The following is an 18,835-nucleotide window of genomic DNA, read 5'->3' on the forward strand; positions in this document are numbered from 1 at the left end:
CGAGCGCTTCCGAGTCGCGGTCAACCCGCCCACGCCACCCGCCCCCGACCCCGCGCCTCCAGGAACGCGTTCGCCTGGCTGAACGGTCGCGCGCCGAACCAGCCCTTGTAGGCCGACAGCGGTGAGGGATGCGGCGCGCACAGCACGAGGTGGCGTCCCGCCGCGTCGACCTCCCGCACCAGCCCCGCCTTGGCCTGCGCGTGCGCGCCCCATAGCAGGAACACCACCGGCTCCTCCTTCGCCGCGACCGCGCGGATCACCGCGTCGGTGAAGGCTTCCCAGCCGCGCCCGCGGTGCGAGGCGGCGCGACCGCTCTCCACGGACAGCACCGTGTTGAGCAGCAGCACCCCCTGCCGCGCCCAATGCTCCAGCGAGCCGTCACGCGGCGGCGCGGCGCCAAGGTCGCTCGCCAGCTCCTTGTAGATGTTGACGAGACTCGGCGGCGGCTTGATCCCGGGCGGCACCGAGAAGGCCAGGCCATGCGCCTGGCCCGGCCCATGATAGGGGTCCTGCCCGAGGATCACGACGCGCACCGCGGAGAGCGGCGTCAGCTCCAGCGCGCGGAAGCGGGCCGCCGCGGGCGGGAAGATCGCCTTGCCCGTCGCCGCCTCGTCGCGCAGGAACGTCTGGAGCGCCGCCATCGTCGGGCAGACCAGCGCCGCGGCGAGCGGTGCCGCCCAGCTGGGATCGAGGCGCGGTGGCCAGCTCATCTCAGCGCTTGCGGACGAACTCGGCGCGCAGCACCAGCCCCCTTATGCCGTCGAACTTGCAGTCGATCTCCTGCGCGTCGCCGGTCAGCCGGATCGACTTGATCAGCGTGCCGCGCTTGAGCGTCTGGCCCGCGCCCTTCACGTCGAGGTCCTTGATCAGCGTCACCTGGTCGCCGTCCGCCAGCAGGTTGCCGACCGAGTCGCGCACCTCCACCGTCGCCGCGGCGGCCAGCTTCTCCGCCAGCGCGGCGGCGCTGACCCACTCGCCGCTGTCCTCGTCGTACACGTATTCGTCGTCGCTCATGCTCGGTCCCTAACCCCTTCGTGCTCCTGCCGAAGCAGGAGCCCAGAGCCACAAGCGTCGCGCTCCGCGACACTGGGTTCCTGCGTCCGCAGGAACACGCGCGCGCTAGCACGCGTGCCGCTCCCCTCAGTGGCGGAAGTGGCGCATCCCGGTGAACACCATCGCCAGCCCGGCGGCGTCGGCGGCGGCGATCACCTCCTCGTCGCGGATCGAGCCGCCCGGCTGGATCACCGCGGTGGCACCCGCCTCGACCGCCGCCAGCAGCCCGTCGGCGAAGGGGAAGAAGGCGTCGGACGCGACCGCCGAGCCGATCGTGCGCGGGCTCGCCCAGCCCGCCTTGTCGGCGGCGTCCTTCGCCTTCCACGCCGCGATCCGCGCCGATTCGAGCCGGTTCATCTGCCCCGCGCCGACGCCCGCGGTGGCACCGTCCTTGGCATAGACGATCGCGTTGGACTTGACGTGCTTGGCCACCGTCCAGGCGAACAGGCAGTCGGCGAGCTCCTGCTCGCTCGGCTGGCGCTTGGTCACCACCTGGAGGTCGGCGCGCGCCACCGCGCCGCCGTCGCGCGACTGGACCAGCCAGCCGCCCGCGATCGACTTGGCGGTGAGCCCGTCACGGCGCGGATCCGGCAGTGCGCCGGTGAGCAGCAGCCGCAGGTTCTTCTTGGCGGCGAACAAAGCCAGCGCCTCGTCGTCGGCGTCGGGCGCGACCACCACCTCGGTGAAGATGCCCGTGATCGCCTCGGCGGTGGCGCGGTCGAGCGCGCGGTTGACCGCGATGATGCCGCCGAACGCGCTCACCGTGTCGCAGGCGAAGGCGGCCTGATACGCCTCGGCCAGCGTCGCGGCGGTGGCGACGCCGCACGGGTTGGCGTGCTTGACGATGACGCAGGTCGGCGCCGCCTCGTGGAACTCGGCGACCAGCTCCAGCGCCGCGTCCGCGTCGTTGTAATTGTTGTAGCTCAGCGCCTTGCCCTGGACCTGCCGGGCCTGGCCGATGCCCGCGACGCCGTCGGACGACGCGTAGAAGGCGGCCCGCTGGTGCGGGTTCTCGCCGTAGCGCAGCGCCTCGCCGGCGCGGCGCAGCGTCAGCGGCAGCGTGGCGGGGAAGGTCTCGCCCTGGTCGGTCCCCGCGAACCAGCGCGCGATCGCGCCGTCATAGCCGGCGGTGAGCGCATAGGCCTTGGCGGCGAGCCGCTTGCGCTCGGCCAGGTCGGTCTCGCCGCGCGCCACCAGCGCGTAGTCGGCGGGGTCGGTGACGATCGCGACATAGAGGTGGTTCTTCGCCGCGGAGCGCACCATCGACGGGCCGCCGATGTCGATATTCTCGACCACCTCGTCGCGTGCCGCGCCCTTGGCGACGGTCTGCTCGAACGGGTAGAGGTTGACGACGACGAGATCGATCGCGCCGATGTCATGCTCGCGCATCGCCCCTGCGTGCGCCGCGTCGTCGCGCACCGCGAGCAGGCCGCCGTGGACCTTGGGATGGAGCGTCTTGACGCGGCCGTCCATCATCTCGGGGAAGCCGGTCAGGTCGCTGATGTCGCGTACCTCGAGCCCGGCGTCGCGCAGCGCCTTGGCGGTCCCGCCGGTCGAGACCAGCTCCACCCCCTTGTCGGCGAGTGCGATGGCGAGGTCGACGATGCCGCTCTTGTCCGAGACGGACAGGAGCGCGCGGCGGATCGGGATGATGCTCATGCGCGCGCGCTTACGCGGGCGCGCGCGGTGGCTCAAGCGTCCGTTCGGGGGCCGGGGCTGTGTGGTCGCCGAACGCCTTCCCGTGCTCCCGCGCACGCGGGAGCCCAGAGCAACAAGGGGCAACGCGAGTGGTACTGGGCTCCTGCGTTCGCAGGAGCACGCCCCGCTCAGCGCCCGCTCGCCGCGCGCGTCAGGTTGAGGAACACGTCCTCCAGGTCGGGCTCCTTGGTCGAGACGTCGACGATGCCATAGCCACCGGCCTGGACCGCGCCCAGCACCTCGCCCGCGTTGACCCGGTCCTTGGCGTAGGTGATCTCGAGCGTGCGCGTGCCCTTGAGCGCGATCTTCCCGAAACAGGCGTTCTCGGGCACCACCGCGACGTCGCGGTCGACCGTGACCGCGACCACCTTCTCCTGCGCTTTCCCGACCAGCTCGGCGGTGGGCTCGTTGGCGATCACGCGGCCGCCGCTGATGATCGCGATGCGATCGCACAGCTCCTCGGCCTCCTCGAGATAGTGCGTCGTCAGCACCACCGTCACGCCCGCCTCGTTGAGGCCGCGCACATAGGTCCATAGCTGCTGGCGCAGCTCGATGTCCACGCCCGCGGTCGGCTCGTCGAGCACCAGCACCGGCGGGGCGTGGACCATCGCCTTGGCCACCATCAGCCGCCGCTTCATGCCGCCCGACAGCGTGCGGGCATAGGCATCGGCCTTGTCCTCGAGGTGGACCGCGCGCAGCAGCTCCATCGAGCGCCGCTCCTTCTTGGGTACGCCGTACAACCCGGCCTGGATCTCGAGCGTCTCGACGGGGGTGAAGAAGGGGTCGAACAGGATCTCCTGGTTGACGATCCCGATCGAGGCCTTGGCGTTGCGCGGGTGCGCGTCGATGTCGAAGCCCCAGATCTCGGCGCTGCCGCTGGTCTTGTTGACCAGTCCGGCGAGGATGTTGATCAGCGTCGACTTGCCCGCGCCGTTGGGGCCGAGCAGGCCGAAGATCGAGCCGCGCGGCACCTCGAAGCTGACCCCGTCGAGCGCGCGCTTGCCCGGCGCGCCGCCGACGCCCGCATAGGTCTTGCACAGGTCCCGGATGGCGATGGCGGCGTCGGTCATGCGCGCGGAGGTAGGCGCGCGCGCGGGGCTTGCCAATCCTGCATGGCGCGGACGCGGCGGGATTGTCTCGGGCGGCGGCGCTTGCTAATCGCCTCGGCCATGCTGCCGCCGCCCGAACTCGTCCGCGTCTCGCAACCCCGCGTCGCCTGCGACGGCGCGAGCGACATCCCCGGCGGCGCCGCGCTGGGCCATCCGCGCGTGTGGCTCCAGGTCGACGAGCACGGTTATGTCGACTGCGGCTATTGCGACCGACGCTTCGTGCTGATCGGCGGCCCGGCCGACGGCGCCGACCATAGCCAGCTGCCCGACATCTCGGAAGGTGCGAGCCCGCAGTAAGGCGCGCGCGATACGGAAGAGTTTCGATCAGAGCGCTCGCTCGATCCTCCTCTGTAAGGGGAGGTGGCACGCCGACGGCGTGACGGAGGGGTGTCGCGCGTGCTGAATCGAGCGCCCTTTGCCGGCGGCGATACCCCTCCGTCAGCGCCACGCGCTGCCACCTCCCCTGCAGGGGAGGATCGATCTAGCCCGAACGTCACCTCCAAGCAGCAACCCCTTGCCTGACGAGTGGCGCGCGGCCACCCGCGACCCTATCTTGATGCGATGACCGACCCGCGCTCCTTTCTCTACCGCGACTCGCTCGACCCCGACGCGGCACTGCGGCTCACCGCCGCCGCGCTCGACCGCGCCGACGACGGCGAGCTCTATCTCCAGTACCGCCGCGCCGAGGCGTTCGGCTTCGACGACGGCCGGCTCAAGACCGCGAGCTACGACACGCACGCGGGCTTCGGGCTGCGCGCGGTCTCGGGCGAGATGACCGCCTTCGCGCATGCCAACGAGCTCAGCGCCGCCGCGATCGAGCGCGCCGCCGCGACGATGCGGCTGATCGACCCCTCGGCGCAGCCGCGCGCCGCGGCGCCCGCGCGCACCAACCAGCGCCGCTACACCGACGCCGACCCGCTCGACCTCGTGCCCTTCGCCGACAAGGTCGCGCTCTGCCAGGCGATCGACGCCGCCGCGCGCGCGCGCGACCCGCGCGTGGCGCAGGTCTCGGTCGGGCTGTCCGGGACGTGGAGCGTGGTCGAGATCGTTCGCCCCGACGGCTTCGTCGCCACCGACGTGCGCCCGCTGGTGCGGCTCAACGTGTCGATCGTCGCCGAGCAGAACGGCCGCCGCGAGACCGGCAGCTTCGGGCTGGGCGGTCGCTACCTCTACGACTCGTTGTTCGAGCCCGCGACCTGGCATCGTGCGATCGAGGAGGCGCTCGCGCAGGCTTTGGTCAACCTCGAGTCGGTCGCCGCGCCCGCGGGCGAGATGACCGTGCTGCTCGGCGCGGGCTGGCCCGGCATCCTGCTCCACGAGGCGATCGGCCACGGGCTGGAGGGCGACTTCAATCGCAAGGGCACCAGCGCCTTCTCGGGGCGGATCGGCGAGCGGGTCGCCGCGCCGGGCGTGACGATCGTCGACGACGGCGCCATCCAGGATCGCCGCGGCAGCCTCACCATCGACGACGAGGGCACGCCCACGCGCGAGACGCTGCTGATCGAGGACGGCATCCTGCGCGGCTATATGCAGGACCGGCTCAACGCGCGGCTGATGGGGGTGGCGCCTACGGGCAACGGCCGGCGCGAGAGCTTCGCGCACGCGCCGATGCCGCGCATGACCAACACCTTCATGAAGGCGGGGCAGGACGATCCCGCCGAGCTGCTGTCGCGGGTGAAGCGCGGCATCTTCGCCAAGTCGTTCGGCGGCGGGCAGGTCGACATCGTCTCGGGCAAGTTCGTCTTCTCCTGTACCGAGGCCTATCTGGTCGAGGACGGGCGGATCGGCGCGCCGATCAAGGGCGCGACGCTGATCGGCGACGGGCCGAGCGTGCTGACCAAGGTCCAGGGCATCGGCACCGACTTCGCGCTCGACGAGGGCGTCGGCATGTGCGGCAAGGGCGGGCAGAGCGTCCCCGCGGGCGTCGGCCAGCCCTCGCTGCTGATCGGCGGGCTGACGGTGGGCGGGACGGCGTGAGCGGTCGCGCGCGGCGCTAGAAGCCGGAGATCAGCATGTCGAGCGCGGCGCTGATCTCATAATCGTGCGCCGCCAACGACGTGCGGCGTGACCGCAGCTCCATGGTGGGTATGGCGGCGGCAAGATGTGTGAGCATCGTGTACGAGTGGCCGTCGATCTGGAAGCGCGGGTTGAGCCGGCGATCCGGGCGCCCGCGTGCCGTCTCGTCACCCGGGTCGTCGCTGAGCGGCACGACGAAGCGGCTGTTGAGCCCGCTCAGCACGTTGGTCTGGCAATCGAGGACGAGCCCGCCATGCGTCGTCACGTAGACGTCGAACTTGGCCATCAGAACAGGCGATAGCGTTCCAGCGGCAGGCCGTTCTCCTCGACCCACTTGTTGTTCGCCTCCATCCACTCGCGATTGTCCTCGCGCCACTGACGGTTGCGCTCCGCCTGTGCAGCCTCTCTGATCGCCGCCTCGGCCACCTGCGACAGGTTGATCCCCGCCTCGCGCGCGGCGGCGACGACGCCGGTGTCGATCGTCATGTTGACCGATCGGCGCTTGCCCGAGGCGATGCGATCATGCTTCATGCGCGTAGATTATGCGCATGCCGCAGGCGCGTCAAACCGGAGCCAGACTGCCATGGCCGAGTTCTTCCCCACCCTCACCGACGCGCATCGCGCCTTCGTCGCGCGCCAGCCGGTGTTCTTCGTCGCGACGGCCGCGGAGGGTGCGCGGATCAATCTCAGCCCCAAGGGCATGGATACGTTCCGCGTGCTGAACGACACGACGGTCGCCTATCTCGACGTCGCCGGCTCGGGCAACGAGACCAACGCGCACCTGCTCGCCGATGGGCGCATCACGATCATGTTCTGCGCCTTCGACAATCCCGCTCTGATCTTCCGCATCTATGGCCGCGGGCGCGCGGTGCTGCCGCAGGACGCCGAGTGGGGCGACCTTGCCCCCCATTTCACGCTGCTGCCCGGCACCCGGCAGATCTTCGTCGTCGCGGTGGAGCAGGTGCAGACGTCGTGCGGCTGGGGCGTGCCGCACATGGCGTTCGAGCAGGAGCGCGCGACGCTTAACAAATATCACGCCGCCAACCCCGACTCGGCGCGCTTCGCCAAATATGCGGTGCGGACCGCGAGCATCGACGGGCTGCCGGTGCGCAATCCCACCGTGGTGCCCGCCTGATGGCGCTGGTGGAGCTCGGCCGTTACGACCGCAACCTCGCCAACATCCTGGTCAGCCGGCTCAGGTACGAGGGGATCGACGCGCTCGCGTTCGACGGCGGCGCCTCGATCGCCGACGGTAGCTGGCTGCTGATCCCGGTGCGCGTCATGGTCGATGAGGGTGATCTCGATGCCGCGCGCGCCGTAGCGGAGGGTGCCTGATTTTCGGGCAGTCTCGCGGCGCTGCACAAAAGTTTAACAGTGGTTAACGGGAAATGGGAAGTGAGCGGCCGAGCCAACCTCATGTCCTGCTCTCCCGAACTCTCTGCGCCTCGCACAGATCGTCATCCCGGCTAAAGCGGGGATCCAGAGGCGCTAACGCCGGAAAATCCAGCCGCTACATTGGCGTATATGGATCCCCCGCGTCGCGGGGATGACGAAGGGTGGCGAAAGGGCGCGACAGCCTGAACGGGCTTCGTCATCGACCGATTTCCTCCCGAAGCACCCGCTTCGATCAACTGGCACGCACCTTGCGAAGCGTCTTCCCGGGTAGACGCAAAAGGGGGCGCGATGAAGCTGGTCATAGCGATCATCAAGCCGTTCAAGCTCGACGAGGTGAGGGAAGCGCTCACCGGCGTCGGCGTGGCGGGGATGACGGTGTCCGAGGTGAAGGGGTTCGGTCGGCAGAAGGGCCAGACCGAGATCTACCGCGGCGCCGAGTACAGCACCAACATGGTGCCCAAGATCAAGATCGAGATCGTCTGCGGCAGCGACATCGCCGACCGCGTGGTCGAGGCGATCCAGGCCGCGGCCAACACCGGGGCGATCGGCGACGGCAAGATCTTCGTGCTCGACGTCGGCCAGGCGGTGCGGATCCGCACCGGCGAGACCGACGACAGCGCGCTGTGAGGGGGGACGGGATGAGACTTTCACGCAAGATCGCCGCCGCGGGGGCGGTGGCGACGATCGCGGCGCTGGCCGCCGTGCCCGCGCTGGCGCAGGCCGCCGGGCCGGTGCGCGCGCCCAACGCCGAGCAGATGGCGACGATGGTCAACAAGGGTGACACCACCTGGATGATGATCTCGGCCGTCCTGGTGCTGATGATGTCGGTGCCCGGCCTCGCGCTGTTCTACGGCGGGCTGGTGCGCACCAAGAACATGCTCAGCGTGCTGATGCAGGTGCTGATGATCGTCTGCGTCGCCAGCCTGGTCTGGGTCAGTTGGGGCTACAGCCTCGCCTTCACCGGCGGCAACGCCTTCGTCGGCGGGCTCTCCAAGGCGTTCCTCGCGGGCGTCGGCCCCGGCTCCGCCGCGGCGACCTTCAGCAACAACGTCTATATCCCCGAATATGCCTTCATCTGCTTCCAGATGACCTTCGCCTGCATCACGCCGGCGCTGATCGTCGGCGCCTTCGCCGAGCGGGTGAAGTTCACCCCGCTGCTGATCTTCGTCGTGCTGTGGCTGACGATCGTCTATTTCCCGATGGCGCACATGGTGTGGTACTGGGCCGGCCCGGACTTCCTCGCCGACGCGCCGACCGACGCGGGCCTGCTCTACGGCTGGGGCGCGCTCGACTTCGCGGGCGGCACGGTGGTCCACATCAACGCGGGCATCGCCGGGCTGGTCGGCTGCCTCATCATCGGCAAGCGTCACGGCTACAAGAGCGAGCCGATGCCGCCGCACTCGCTGACGATGACGATGATCGGCGCCTCCCTGCTGTGGGTCGGCTGGTTCGGCTTCAACGCGGGTTCGAACCTCGAGGCCAACGGCGCCGCCGCGCTCGCCTTCATCAACACCTTTGTCGCCACCGCGGGGGCCGCGGTCGCCTGGGCGGTGATCGAGCAGGTGGTGCACAAGAAGCCTTCGCTGCTCGGCGGCGTGTCGGGTGCGGTCGCGGGGCTGGTCGCGATCACCCCGGCGGCGGGCTTCGCCGCGCCGATGACCTCGATCCTCCTCGGCATGGTGGCGAGCGTGGTGTGCTTCTTCTTCGTCACCACCGTGAAGAACAAGCTCGGCTATGACGACACGCTCGACGTGTTCGGCATCCACTGCGTCGGCGGGATCATCGGCGCGATCGGGACCGGCATCGTCGCGGCGCCGTCGCTCGGCGGGCAGGGCTGGATCGACTATACCCAGTTTCCCTCGGTCGCGGGCAGCTATGATATCGCCGGGCAGGTCTGGACCCAGATCAAGGCGGTGGTGCTGACGCTGGTGCTGTCGGGCGGCGTCTCGGCGGTGCTGTTCCTCGGGCTCAAGGCCACGATGGGGCTGCGTCCGTCGCTCGAGGTCGAGAGCGAAGGCCTCGACATCAACGAGCACGGCGAGCGCGCCTACAATTACTGACGAGATCGCGGGCGGCGCCTCAGGCCGCCGCCCGCCCACGATGTTCCTCCTGCGGACGCTCCTCGGCCCGGTATGGCGACATACCGGGCCTTTTTTTGCGTTCTGAGCAGGCCTGTTCCTGCCGTCGTAGAAGCATGATGAGCATCGCTATGCTGCACCCATGCTGCGCCGCAGGATGGTCAAGGCCGCGGTGAATCGCTATCTACGGAGGCGAGAGCCGGGCGACCCCGGGAATCGTGGCCCCGGCTCCGCAGAGGAGAGGATGTGCCATGACGACGATCAAACATGTCGGCGAGCAGGGCGCGGTGGTCGTCGGGGCGGCGGCCGCCTTCACCGCCGCCGTCTATCTCGCGCAATTCGCCGCCGACGCGGTAGTGTTCCTGGGCGAGTGGGTGTTGCGCTGAGGGTCGAAACGGTTGGTCGTCGCGAGGCGTCGAGGCTTCGTTGACGGCGTCGCGGACGGCTGTGGTGCTGCCCCACCTCCCCTCCGACCTTCATCGCCCGCACCTTCCACTTTCGTCATCCCCGCGGAGGCGGGGATCCAGACGCGCAGGTCCTGGCAGAAGTCGAGACGTCAGCGTGTAGGGATCCCCACCTTCGCGGGGGGATGACGGGTGGGGGAAGGCGGCCCGGCCCGCTCGGCGTCGCCGTCAGAGCCTTCCAACCCCACCCCCTTCCGGGAACGTTCCCACCGCCCATTGTTCTCGCGGCGTGCGCCTGCGATACCTCCGGGCAAACGACGCCACGGGAGGGGAAACAGCGTGCGACCGATCTTGATAGGGCTCGCCGCCGCGGCGCTGTCCGCTCCCGCCACCGCGCAGGCACCCGCCACCCCCGCACAGCTGGCGCAGGCGCGGGCGATCGTCGGCGACACCGTCGCGCGCCCGCAGACGCTCGTCCTCGCCGACGTGCCCCGCGCCACGGGCAAAGCGCGCGCGCTGCTCAACGGTCGCGACCTCGACGGCTGGCACCCGTGGCTGGGCTATCCCGACCCGTCGGTGACCTATCGCGACCGGCCCGGCGCCACGCCGATCGGCACGACGCGCGACACCGCGGGCGACTTCGCGGTGCGCCGGATCGACGGCCGTCCAGCGCTCTGGGTCAAGGGCGAGACCTGGGGGGCGCTCGTCCACGAGGCCGACCTGCGCGACTATCACCTGCGGCTGCACTATCGCTGGGGTGCACGGCGCTGGGCGCCGCGGCTCGGCCAGCCGCCCAACAACGGCCTGCTCTACCACACCCATGGCGCGCCGGGCGCGGTGTTCGGCACGTGGCAGCCCTCGGTCGAGTTCGAGATCATGCAGGGCTCGACCGGCATGGCGGTCGCGGTCGGGCGCGACGTGCGCCTGCGCACCACCGCCGCGCTCGACCCGTCGCTCGCCTCGCCACCGGTGCGCTACCGGAAGGACGGGCGGACGGTCGAGATCGTCAACGGCACGCTGATCTGGAACGTCGAGAACGCGCGCGACGCGGAGAAGCCGGCGGGGCAGTGGAACACGCTCGACCTATACGTGCTCGGCGACCGCGCGGTCCACGTCGTCAACGGCGTGCCGGTGATGGTGGTGGAGGGGCTGGCGACCGTCGACGCCGCGGGGAAGCGGACGCCGCTGACGCATGGGAGCGTGCAGCTCCAGTCGGAGGGGGCGGAGACCTGGTTCCGCGACATCACGGTCGAGCCGATCGACCGGCTGCCGCGGGTCGTGGTGAAGGAGTGAGGGCCTATAACTCCTTCCCGGCACGGGGAGGAATGGAGCAGCAACTCGCGCTGTCCTAAATGGCCGCAGCTGTGCCACATGAGCGTCATGCCCCGTCCAGAGCCCGACCGCCACCCGCGCCCCGCCCGCCGCCGATCCAAGGTTCACACCCCGCGCGACACGCGCCAGCGACTCAACATTCGCAACATTCGCGGGCCAAGCGCATGACGCAGGGCGATGTCCTGATCGTCGGGTCGGGCGCCGCCGGCCTCACCGCGGCGCTCAACCTGGCCGACCGCTTCACGGTCACCGTTCTCGCCAAGGGCGCGCTCAACGAGGGCAGCACCGCCTGGGCGCAGGGCGGGATCGCCGCGGTGCTCGAGCCCGGCGACACGTTCGAGCACCATGTCGAGGACACGATGGTCGCGGGCGCCGGGCTCAACGACCGCGCGATCGTCGAGTTCGTGGTCGAGCGCGCCCCCGCCGCGATCGAGCGGCTGCGCGCGCTCGGCGTGCCCTTCGCCGAGGAGGGGGGCGCGCTCCACCTGACGCGCGAGGGCGGCCACTCGCACCGCCGCATCGTCCACGTCGCCGACGCGACCGGCTGGGCGGTGCAGGAGGCGCTGCAGCGCGCCGCCGAGGCGCATCCCAATATCACGCTCGTCCCCGACCAGGTCGCGATCGACCTCGCCACCAGCCGCCACGAGGAACGCTACTCGGGCGCGGGCAACGTCTGGGGCGTCTACGCGATCGACCGGCGCACCGGCGCGGTCGAGGTGCACACCGCGCGCGCGACGATCCTGGCGACGGGCGGGGCGGGGCGGACCTACCTCTTCTCCACCGCGCCGCGCGGCGCCACCGGGGACGGGATCGCGATGGCGTGGCGCGCCGGCGCGCGCGTCGCCAACATGGAATTCATGCAGTTCCACCCCACCTGCCTGTACCATCTCGAGGTCAAGAACTTCCTGATCACCGAGGCGGTACGCGGCGAGGGCGGGCATCTGATCAATCCCACCACCGGGCGGCGCTTCATGCCGTGGTACGACGACCGGCTCGAGCTCGCCCCGCGCGACGTCGTCGCGCGCGCGATCGACGCCGAGATCAAGCGCTACGGCCTCGACTTCGTCCACCTCGACATCAGCCACATGCCCGCCGCGTTCGTGCGCGCGCATTTCCCCAACATCCATGAGAAGCTGCTCGGGCTGGGTATCGACATGACCACGCAGCCGATCCCGGTGGTGCCCGCGCAGCATTACACCTGCGGCGGGATCGTGGTGGACCGCGACGGCCGCACCGACCTGCCCGGCCTCTACGCCGCGGGCGAGTGTACGCAGTCGGGGCTGCACGGCGCCAACCGGCTCGCCTCCAACTCGCTGCTCGAATGCTTCGTCTTCGGGGAGGCGGCGGCGCAGCATATCGCGCAGCATTGGGACGCGCTGCCGCCGCCCCCCGCGGTGCGCGCCTGGGACGAGAGCCGCGTCACCGACTCCGACGAGGAGGTGGTGATCAAGCAGAACTGGACCGAGATCCGCCGCTTCATGTGGAATTACGTCGGGATCGTCCGCACCACCAAGCGGCTCGAGCGCGCGCAGCACCGCATCGACCTGCTGCGCAGCGAGGTGGAGGATTATTACGGCCATTTCCGCGTCACCCCCGACCTGATCGAGCTGCGCAACCTGCTCCAGGTGGCCGAGCTGATCGTCCGCTCGGCGCTGCACCGGCACGAGAGCCGCGGGCTGCACTTCACGCTCGACTGGCCCGAGACGCTCGATCAGCCCGCCGACACCGTGCTGGTGCCGCGCGCCTGAGCCGTGGAGCGGGCACGCCCCACCGTTCGTCGCGCCGCGGCCAAGGATCGTCGCAGCGGCGAGTCGCAGCACTTTGTGTCCGCGCCATTATTGTCCACAGGCGTGAGTCAAGCGGGGTTGGTGGCGGCGGACATGGGTAGTAAGACATTCGGGCGTCGGGCCGCGATCATCGCCTGGTCGCTGCTGATCGCCGGCTGCGGCGCGGGCGCGGGCTCCGCGCTCATCCCCGCGGCACCGCCCAAGCCGCTCGTGTCGATCCCGGTGCCGCTCGCCGCGGTGCCGCCGCCCCCGCCGCCGCGTCGCTCGGCCGCGCCGCGCGCGCTCCAGGCGCGCGTCGAGCAGCTCATCCGGAACTTCCCGGGCAAGGCGGGCGCGGCGATCGTCGCGGTCGACGAGGACTGGGTGGTGCAGCAGGGCGGCGACCTCAGCCTGCCGCAGCAGAGCGTCAGCAAGACCTGGGTGGCGATGACCGTGCTGTCGCAGCGCGACGAGGGCCGGCTCACGCTCGACGACCCGGTGCTGGTCACGCGCGACGATCTCACGCTCTTCCATCAGCCGATCGCCGGGCTGGTCGGCGCCGACGGCTATCGCACGACGGTCGGCGGGCTGCTCACCCGCGCGCTGACGCAGAGCGACAATACCGCCAACGACCGGCTGCTCACGGCGGTCGGTGGCCCCGCGGCGGTACGGCGCTTCATCGCCCGGCACCAGCTCGGCGCGATCAAGTTCGGCCCGGGCGAGCGGCTGCTCCAGAGCGGCACCGCGGGGCTGACGTGGACCCAGTCGATGGCGCTGGGACGCGGCTTCGAGGCGGCGCGCGCGCGGCTCGACCCGGCGGTGCGACGCGCCGCCCTGCAGCGCTACATCGACAACCCGCCGGACGGCGCCGCGCCGGTGGCGATCGCGGGCGCGCTGGCGCGGCTGGCGCGCGGCGAGCTGCTGAGCGAGACCTCGACGCGGATCCTGCTCGACACGATGGCGGCCTCGCGCACCGGTCACGCCCGGCTGCGCGCCGCCACGCCGCCTGGCTGGAAGGTGGCGCACAAGACCGGCACGGGGCAGGATTTCGGCGCGCGCAACGCGGGCTTCAACGACGTGGGCCTGCTCACCGCGCCCGACGGGCGGCGCTACGCGATCGCGGTGATGATCGGCGACACCGCCGCGCCGATGCGGATGCGCCAGCAGCTGATCCAGAATGTCTGCGCCGCGCTCACCGGCGCGCAACCGCGCGCGGCGGGCGGGGACGAGGACGGGACGTGAGGCGGCTGGCAGTAGAACGCTGAGAGAACCCGCGGTCTGCCGTCATCCCGGGTTTGACCCGGGATGACGGCAGAGTGGATGATTCGGCTCCGGGTTGCTGCCGCGCTTGCGCCGTGTCCCTCCACAACCCCGGTTTCCCACAAGGCCAATCCGGTTTAGGGCAGCGCGATGCCGCACCTCTATCTCGTCGACGGATCGGGCTACATCTTCCGCGCCTACCATCGGTTGCCGCCGCTGACCAACAAGCACGGCGAGCCCGTCGGTGCGGTCTATGGCTATACCACCATGTTGTGGAAGCTCGCCGACGAGCTGCACAAGGCCGACGGGCCGACGCACATGGCAGTGATCCTCGACAAGAGCTCGTCCACCTTCCGCAACGAGCTGTACGACCAGTATAAGGCGCATCGCCCGGCGCCGCCCGAGGACCTCGTCCCGCAGTTCCCGATGATCCGCGACGCCACGCGCGCCTTCTCGCTGCCGTGCATCGAGGAACAGGGCTGGGAGGCGGACGACCTGATCGCCAGCTACACCAAGGCCGCGCTGGCGCAGGGTTGGCAGGTGACCATCGTCAGCTCCGACAAGGATCTGATGCAGCTGATGACCGACCCGTCGGTCGACATGCTCGACACGATGAACAATCGCCGGCTCGGCCCCGAGGCGGTGGTGGAGAAGTTCGGCGTCGGCCCCGACAAGCTCGGCGACGTGCTCGCGCTGATGGGGGACAGCGTCGACAACGTCCCCGGCGTCCCCGGGGTCGGGCCCAAGACCGCGGCCAAGCTGATCGTCGAGCACGGCGACGTCGAGGCGGTGCTCGCCGCCGCGCCGGAGATGAAGAAGGGCAAGCTGCGCGACAATCTGATCGAGCACGCCGCGGCGGCGCGGATGAGCCGCAGACTGGTCGAGCTGGCCTGCGACGTGCCGCTGCCCGACACGCTCGACTCGCTCGCGCTGCCCGCGGAGGGCATCCCGCAGGCACCGCTGCGGGCCTTCCTCGAGCATCACGGCTTCCGCTCGCTGCTCACCCGGCTCGGCGAGGTCGCCGAGGCGACCCAGCCCGAGACCGTCGGCGTCCCCGCCGAGGACGACGAGCCCGCCTGCGACCACGACGGCTACGAGACCGTGGTCGACGAGGGCGCGCTCGATCGCTGGATCCAGGTCGCGCGACACCAGGGTTGGGTCGCGATCGACACCGAGACCACCGCCAAGGACCCGATGCTGGCCGAGCTGGTCGGGGTCAGCCTCGCGCTCGCCCCCAACCTCGCCTGCTACGTCCCGCTCGGCCATGGCGGGAGCGACATGTTCGCGGAGAAGCCGGCGCAGCTCGACCGCGACCTCGCGCTGGCGCAGCTCAAGCCGCTGCTCGAGGACCCGAGCGTGCTCAAGATCGGGCACAATCTCAAGTATGACCTGATCGTGCTCGAGCGCGCCTATGCGGCGCAGGGCGGGGTCGCGCTCGCGCCCTATGACGACACGATCGTGATGAGCTTCGACCTCGACGCCGGGCGCCACGGCCATGGCATGGACGAGCTCGCCGCGACGCACCTGTCGCACAGCTGCATCGCCTACAAGGACGTGGTCGGCACGGGCAAGAAGGCGCTCGGCTTCCACGAGGTCGATCTCAAGGCGGCGACGCGCTACGCCGCGGAGGACGCCGATGTCACGCTGCGGCTGTGGCGGCGGTTCAAGCCGCGGCTGCCGATCGAGGGGTCGACGCGCGTCTACGAGATGGTCGACCGCCCTCTGGTGGCGGTGATCGCGCGGATGGAGCGCCACGGCATCAAGGTCGAGCGCGCGCGGCTGGCGCAGCTGTCCGACGAGTTCTCGACGCAGATCGCGGGCCTGGAGACGCAGGTCCATGCGCTGGCGGGCGGCCCCTTCACGATCGGCAGTCCCAAGCAGCTCGGCGACGTGCTGTTCGAACGGATGGGGCTCAAGGGCGGGCGCAAGGGCAAGAGCGGGGTCTATTCCACCGACGTCACCGAGCTGGAGCGGCTGGCCGCCGACAAGGACTCACCCGGCGCGGAGATCGCCGCGCGCGTGCTCGACTGGCGCCAGCTGACCAAGCTCAAGAACACCTACACCGACTCGCTGCAGGAGCAGATCCACCCCGACACCGGCCGCGTCCACACTAGCTACTCGCTGACCGGGGCGCAGACCGGGCGGCTGTCGTCGACCGATCCCAATCTCCAGAACATCCCGATCCGCACCGAGACCGGGCGCCAGATCCGCGACGCCTTCGTCGCCGACGCGGGCAACGTGATCCTCGCCGCCGATTACTCGCAGATCGAGCTGCGCCTCGCCGCGCACATGGCCGACGTGCCGCAGCTCAAGGAAGCGTTCGCGCGCGGCGACGACATCCACAGCCTCACCGCGCAGGAGCTGTTCGGCGAGGTGACGCGCGACACGCGCGCCTCCGCCAAGACGATCAACTTCGCGATCCTCTACGGCATCTCGCGCTGGGGGCTGGCGGGGCGGCTCGACATCTCCGCCGACGAGGCACAGGCGATGATCGACCGCTATTTCGAGCGCTTCCCCGGCATCAACCGCTATATCGCCGAGACGCTGACGCAGGTGCGCGAGCGCGGCTACACCACGACCCTTTTCGGGCGGAAGACGCATTTCCCGCGCATCCGCAGCAAGGTGCAGCACGAGCGCCAGGGTGCCGAGCGCGCCGCGATCAACGCGCCGATCCAGGGCACCAGCGCCGACATCATCAAGCGCGCGATGGCGCGGATGGAGCCGGCGCTGGCGGCGGCCGGGCTGGGGCATGTGCGCATGCTGCTCCAGGTGCACGACGAGCTCGTGTTCGAGCTGCCCGAGGGCGACGTCGAGGCGGCGCGCCCGGTGATCGAGCGCGTGATGGCGACCGCGGCCGAGCCCGCGGTGACGCTCGACGTGCCGCTGGGCGTGGAGATCGGCGTCGGCGCGAGCTGGGGGGCGGCGCATTGAGGGAGCGTGCGGCGCGTTCTAGATCCTCCCCGGGACGGGGAGGGGGCGTGGTGGAGGGGGACTTCCGCTTACGGCCCGGTTCGTGCGCGGATAGCCCCCTCCACCAGCCTTCGGCTGTCGTGCAGGTGGAATTGCCCCCGGCAATTCCAGCCATATCCGGGGGACATGGCGACCCGCACGACCCTCCCCGCGCGCGGGGAGGATCGCTAACGTCCGAGCCCGCGCTCCAGCGCCCGCAGCCGGCCCCGCACACCCGGCTTCGCGCCGCATGACCGCGGCCGACCAGCCCGACGACATCGCCGCGCTCGCCAAGGGCGGGCGCACCAACGTCGCGGGGTTCATCCTCAAGCTCGGCGCGCGCATCCCCTTCCTGTTCATCGCGGGTCATCTCTACGGCGCGGCGCTGGTGGGGCGGTTCGCGATCGCGGTGGTGGTGGTCGAGCTCGCCGCTTTGGTGGCGACGCTGGGGCTCAAGCGCGGACTGGCACAGGCGCTGTCGTCGGCGGAGCGGCCGCACAATCATGTCGTGTTCGACGCGCTCGCGCTCGCGCTGGTCGCGAGCCTGATCGCCAGCGCGGTCCTGTTCGCCTTTCCCCAGGCGATGTACCCCAACTCGGCGATCGGCGGCCTCGACCGGCTGTTCCCGCTGATCATCCTCGCGCCCGCGCTGAGCGACGTCAGCCTCGCCGCGCTGGCCTATCGCCACGACGTCAAGGCGAGCGTCACCGCGCGCGCGATCGTCGAGCCGTGGACGCTGTCGATCTTCGCCTTCCTCTTCTCCTTCTTCACGCTCAAGGACGGGCTGGTGCTCGCCTATGTCGCCTCGATGGTGGCGGCGCTGACCGCGAGCCTCGTGCCGCTGCTGCGCAGCTACGGCGTGCCGAGCGGCTGGTCGCCGCACCTCAGCGTGCTGTGGCAGATGGCGCGCGCCAACACGCCGCTGGCCGGCGCCGACGCGCTCGAATGGGGCAGCCGCAACGTCGACCGGCTCATCCTGGGCACGCTGTTCGCGCCCAACGTCGTCGGCATCTATTACATGGCGCAGCAGGTCGCCTCGCTGCCGCAGCGGCTCAAGACCAGCTTCGACCCGATCCTCGGGCCGGTGGTGACGCGCAGCATCGCGCGCGGCGACCTCGGTGCGATCGCGCGCCAGGTCCGCCAGGTGGCGTTCTGGATCATCGCCGCGCAGCTCGCGCTGGCACTCACTGCCTCGATCCCGCGCAAGGCGGTGATGGCCACGATCGGACCGCAGTTCACCAGCGGCGCCGCGGCGATGGTGTTCCTGCTCTTCGCCGAGGTGGCGGCCTCGACCGGCGCGGTCGCCGAATCGGCGTTGGTGTATCTGGCGCGGCACCGCAACCTGCTGATCTCCGCGACGATGCTGGTGATCCAGATCGCGCTGTCCTTCGCCTTCATCCTGCTGATCCGGAACGCCGGCTATGGCATCACCGAGCAGGCCGCGGGCGCGCCGGTGGCGCTGCTGCTGGTGCTGCTGCTCACCTCTTTCGTGAAGGCGCGCGTGCTCGGGCGGCTGCTCGGCGCGCCGGTATCGCCGATGCGCTGGCCCTTGCTGTGGGCGGCGCTGGCGGGGGGCGCGGTCGGGGGTGCGTTCACGCTGCTGCCGCCCGGCTGGCGCTGGTTGCAGGTGTCGGTCGGCGTGCCGGCGACGATGGCGGCCTATCTGTTCGTGATCTGGCGCTACGCCTTCGGTCCCGAGGATCGCGCCCTGTTCAGCAAGATGCCGACCGCCGAGGAGGCCACATTGCCCAACGAGGGCAGCTTCATCCGCTAGA

18 protein-coding genes are annotated in these 18,835 nt (G+C 70.5%); 12 read left to right on the forward strand and 6 right to left on the reverse strand.

From position 1 onward, the window contains the following. Positions 1–20: 20 nt before the first annotated feature. The 4 genes from ung to K7957_RS19155 form a co-directional block, all read right to left on the reverse strand. The gene (gene ung, locus K7957_RS19140) at positions 21–710 is read right to left on the reverse strand and encodes a uracil-DNA glycosylase (protein ID WP_223014323.1); all 690 of its coding nucleotides are present in this window, start codon (positions 708–710) and stop codon (positions 21–23) included. A 1-nt stretch (position 711) separates the two neighbouring features. Then, entirely contained in the window at positions 712–1,014 is a 303-nt protein-coding gene (locus K7957_RS19145) for an alkylphosphonate utilization protein (protein WP_223014325.1), read from the reverse strand. 126 nt (positions 1,015–1,140) lie between these two features. Continuing rightward, entirely contained in the window at positions 1,141–2,712 is a 1,572-nt protein-coding gene (gene purH, locus K7957_RS19150) for a bifunctional phosphoribosylaminoimidazolecarboxamide formyltransferase/IMP cyclohydrolase (RefSeq protein ID WP_223014327.1), read from the reverse strand. 167 nt (positions 2,713–2,879) lie between these two features. After that, positions 2,880–3,821, reverse strand: coding sequence for an ABC transporter ATP-binding protein (locus K7957_RS19155; protein WP_223014329.1), 942 nt, complete (start codon positions 3,819–3,821; stop codon positions 2,880–2,882). Positions 3,822–3,920: 99 nt separating this feature from the next. Here K7957_RS19155 and K7957_RS19160 point away from each other — a divergent pair, with 99 nt between their 5' ends. After that, positions 3,921–4,157 (forward strand): zinc-finger domain-containing protein, encoded by a 237-nt coding sequence (locus K7957_RS19160; protein ID WP_223014486.1) that lies wholly within the window; start codon positions 3,921–3,923, stop codon positions 4,155–4,157. Between the two features lie 264 nt (positions 4,158–4,421). After that, the gene (gene tldD, locus K7957_RS19165) at positions 4,422–5,837 is read left to right on the forward strand and encodes a metalloprotease TldD (protein WP_223014331.1); all 1,416 of its coding nucleotides are present in this window, start codon (positions 4,422–4,424) and stop codon (positions 5,835–5,837) included. A gap of 16 nt (positions 5,838–5,853) precedes the next feature. On the opposite strand, the gene K7957_RS19170 is transcribed toward tldD, so the two are convergent. Both K7957_RS19170 and K7957_RS19175 read right to left on the reverse strand, forming a co-directional pair. Then, complete coding sequence (locus tag K7957_RS19170; protein ID WP_223014333.1) at positions 5,854–6,162, reverse strand: CcdB family protein; 309 nt, start codon at positions 6,160–6,162, stop codon at positions 5,854–5,856. Continuing rightward, positions 6,162–6,407 carry a type II toxin-antitoxin system CcdA family antitoxin gene (locus K7957_RS19175; RefSeq protein WP_223014335.1) on the reverse strand — a complete coding sequence of 82 codons (246 nt, stop codon included), beginning with the start codon at positions 6,405–6,407 and terminating at the stop codon, positions 6,162–6,164. Before K7957_RS19175 ends, K7957_RS19170 begins: the two co-directional genes overlap by 1 nt. 52 nt (positions 6,408–6,459) lie before the next feature. Here K7957_RS19175 and K7957_RS19180 point away from each other — a divergent pair, with 52 nt between their 5' ends. From K7957_RS19180 to K7957_RS19220, 10 genes are all read left to right on the forward strand, one after another. Then, positions 6,460–7,011: a pyridoxamine 5'-phosphate oxidase family protein gene (locus K7957_RS19180; RefSeq protein WP_223014336.1), complete on the forward strand. Its 552-nt coding sequence runs from the start codon at positions 6,460–6,462 to the stop codon at positions 7,009–7,011. Next, a complete protein-coding gene (locus K7957_RS19185) occupies positions 7,011–7,211 on the forward strand; it encodes a putative signal transducing protein (RefSeq protein ID WP_223014337.1) in 201 nt (66 codons plus the stop codon). The genes K7957_RS19180 and K7957_RS19185 overlap by 1 nt, the downstream gene beginning before the upstream one ends. 348 nt (positions 7,212–7,559) lie before the next feature. Further along, positions 7,560–7,898 carry a P-II family nitrogen regulator gene (locus K7957_RS19190; RefSeq protein ID WP_132908565.1) on the forward strand — a complete coding sequence of 113 codons (339 nt, stop codon included), beginning with the start codon at positions 7,560–7,562 and terminating at the stop codon, positions 7,896–7,898. Positions 7,899–7,909: 11 nt separating this feature from the next. Then, positions 7,910–9,331 (forward strand): ammonium transporter, encoded by a 1,422-nt coding sequence (locus K7957_RS19195; protein WP_223014338.1) that lies wholly within the window; start codon positions 7,910–7,912, stop codon positions 9,329–9,331. A gap of 269 nt (positions 9,332–9,600) precedes the next feature. Continuing rightward, positions 9,601–9,735, forward strand: coding sequence for a hypothetical protein (locus K7957_RS20630; protein WP_258046665.1), 135 nt, complete (start codon positions 9,601–9,603; stop codon positions 9,733–9,735). Positions 9,736–10,092: 357 nt separating this feature from the next. Then, positions 10,093–11,046, forward strand: a complete 954-nt coding sequence (locus tag K7957_RS19200) for a 3-keto-disaccharide hydrolase (RefSeq protein ID WP_343228475.1) — start codon at positions 10,093–10,095, stop codon at positions 11,044–11,046. A gap of 203 nt (positions 11,047–11,249) precedes the next feature. Further along, the gene (nadB, locus tag K7957_RS19205; RefSeq protein WP_223014340.1) at positions 11,250–12,833 is read left to right on the forward strand and encodes an L-aspartate oxidase; all 1,584 of its coding nucleotides are present in this window, start codon (positions 11,250–11,252) and stop codon (positions 12,831–12,833) included. A 132-nt stretch (positions 12,834–12,965) separates the two neighbouring features. Then, the gene (locus K7957_RS19210) at positions 12,966–14,093 is read left to right on the forward strand and encodes a serine hydrolase (protein WP_223014342.1); all 1,128 of its coding nucleotides are present in this window, start codon (positions 12,966–12,968) and stop codon (positions 14,091–14,093) included. A 168-nt stretch (positions 14,094–14,261) separates the two neighbouring features. Then, positions 14,262–17,042, forward strand: a complete 2,781-nt coding sequence (gene polA / locus K7957_RS19215; RefSeq protein WP_223014344.1) for a DNA polymerase I — start codon at positions 14,262–14,264, stop codon at positions 17,040–17,042. A gap of 268 nt (positions 17,043–17,310) precedes the next feature. Then, positions 17,311–18,834, forward strand: coding sequence for a lipopolysaccharide biosynthesis protein (locus tag K7957_RS19220; protein WP_223014346.1), 1,524 nt, complete (start codon positions 17,311–17,313; stop codon positions 18,832–18,834). Position 18,835: the final 1 nt, after the last annotated feature.

It is taken from the genome of Sphingomonas yunnanensis, assembly GCF_019898765.1.
GTDB lineage: Bacteria > Pseudomonadota > Alphaproteobacteria > Sphingomonadales > Sphingomonadaceae > Sphingomonas > Sphingomonas yunnanensis.

Bases quoted from the DNA above. Each gene is read 5' to 3' on its own strand.
- ung (WP_223014323.1), bottom strand. From the start codon at position 710: ATGAGCTGGCCACCGCGCCTCGATCCCAGCTGGGCGGCACCGCTCGCC.
- K7957_RS19145 (WP_223014325.1), bottom strand. From the start codon at position 1,014: ATGAGCGACGACGAATACGTGTACGACGAGGACAGCGGCGAGTGGGTC.
- purH (WP_223014327.1), bottom strand. From the start codon at position 2,712: ATGAGCATCATCCCGATCCGCCGCGCGCTCCTGTCCGTCTCGGACAAG.
- K7957_RS19155 (WP_223014329.1), bottom strand. From the start codon at position 3,821: ATGACCGACGCCGCCATCGCCATCCGGGACCTGTGCAAGACCTATGCG.
- K7957_RS19160 (WP_223014486.1), top strand. From the start codon at position 3,921: ATGCTGCCGCCGCCCGAACTCGTCCGCGTCTCGCAACCCCGCGTCGCC.
- tldD (WP_223014331.1), top strand. From the start codon at position 4,422: ATGACCGACCCGCGCTCCTTTCTCTACCGCGACTCGCTCGACCCCGAC.
- K7957_RS19170 (WP_223014333.1), bottom strand. From the start codon at position 6,162: ATGGCCAAGTTCGACGTCTACGTGACGACGCATGGCGGGCTCGTCCTC.
- K7957_RS19175 (WP_223014335.1), bottom strand. From the start codon at position 6,407: ATGAAGCATGATCGCATCGCCTCGGGCAAGCGCCGATCGGTCAACATG.
- K7957_RS19180 (WP_223014336.1), top strand. From the start codon at position 6,460: ATGGCCGAGTTCTTCCCCACCCTCACCGACGCGCATCGCGCCTTCGTC.
- K7957_RS19185 (WP_223014337.1), top strand. From the start codon at position 7,011: ATGGCGCTGGTGGAGCTCGGCCGTTACGACCGCAACCTCGCCAACATC.
- K7957_RS19190 (WP_132908565.1), top strand. From the start codon at position 7,560: ATGAAGCTGGTCATAGCGATCATCAAGCCGTTCAAGCTCGACGAGGTG.
- K7957_RS19195 (WP_223014338.1), top strand. From the start codon at position 7,910: ATGAGACTTTCACGCAAGATCGCCGCCGCGGGGGCGGTGGCGACGATC.
- K7957_RS20630 (WP_258046665.1), top strand. From the start codon at position 9,601: ATGACGACGATCAAACATGTCGGCGAGCAGGGCGCGGTGGTCGTCGGG.
- nadB (WP_223014340.1), top strand. From the start codon at position 11,250: ATGACGCAGGGCGATGTCCTGATCGTCGGGTCGGGCGCCGCCGGCCTC.
- K7957_RS19210 (WP_223014342.1), top strand. From the start codon at position 12,966: ATGGGTAGTAAGACATTCGGGCGTCGGGCCGCGATCATCGCCTGGTCG.
- polA (WP_223014344.1), top strand. From the start codon at position 14,262: ATGCCGCACCTCTATCTCGTCGACGGATCGGGCTACATCTTCCGCGCC.
- K7957_RS19220 (WP_223014346.1), top strand. From the start codon at position 17,311: ATGACCGCGGCCGACCAGCCCGACGACATCGCCGCGCTCGCCAAGGGC.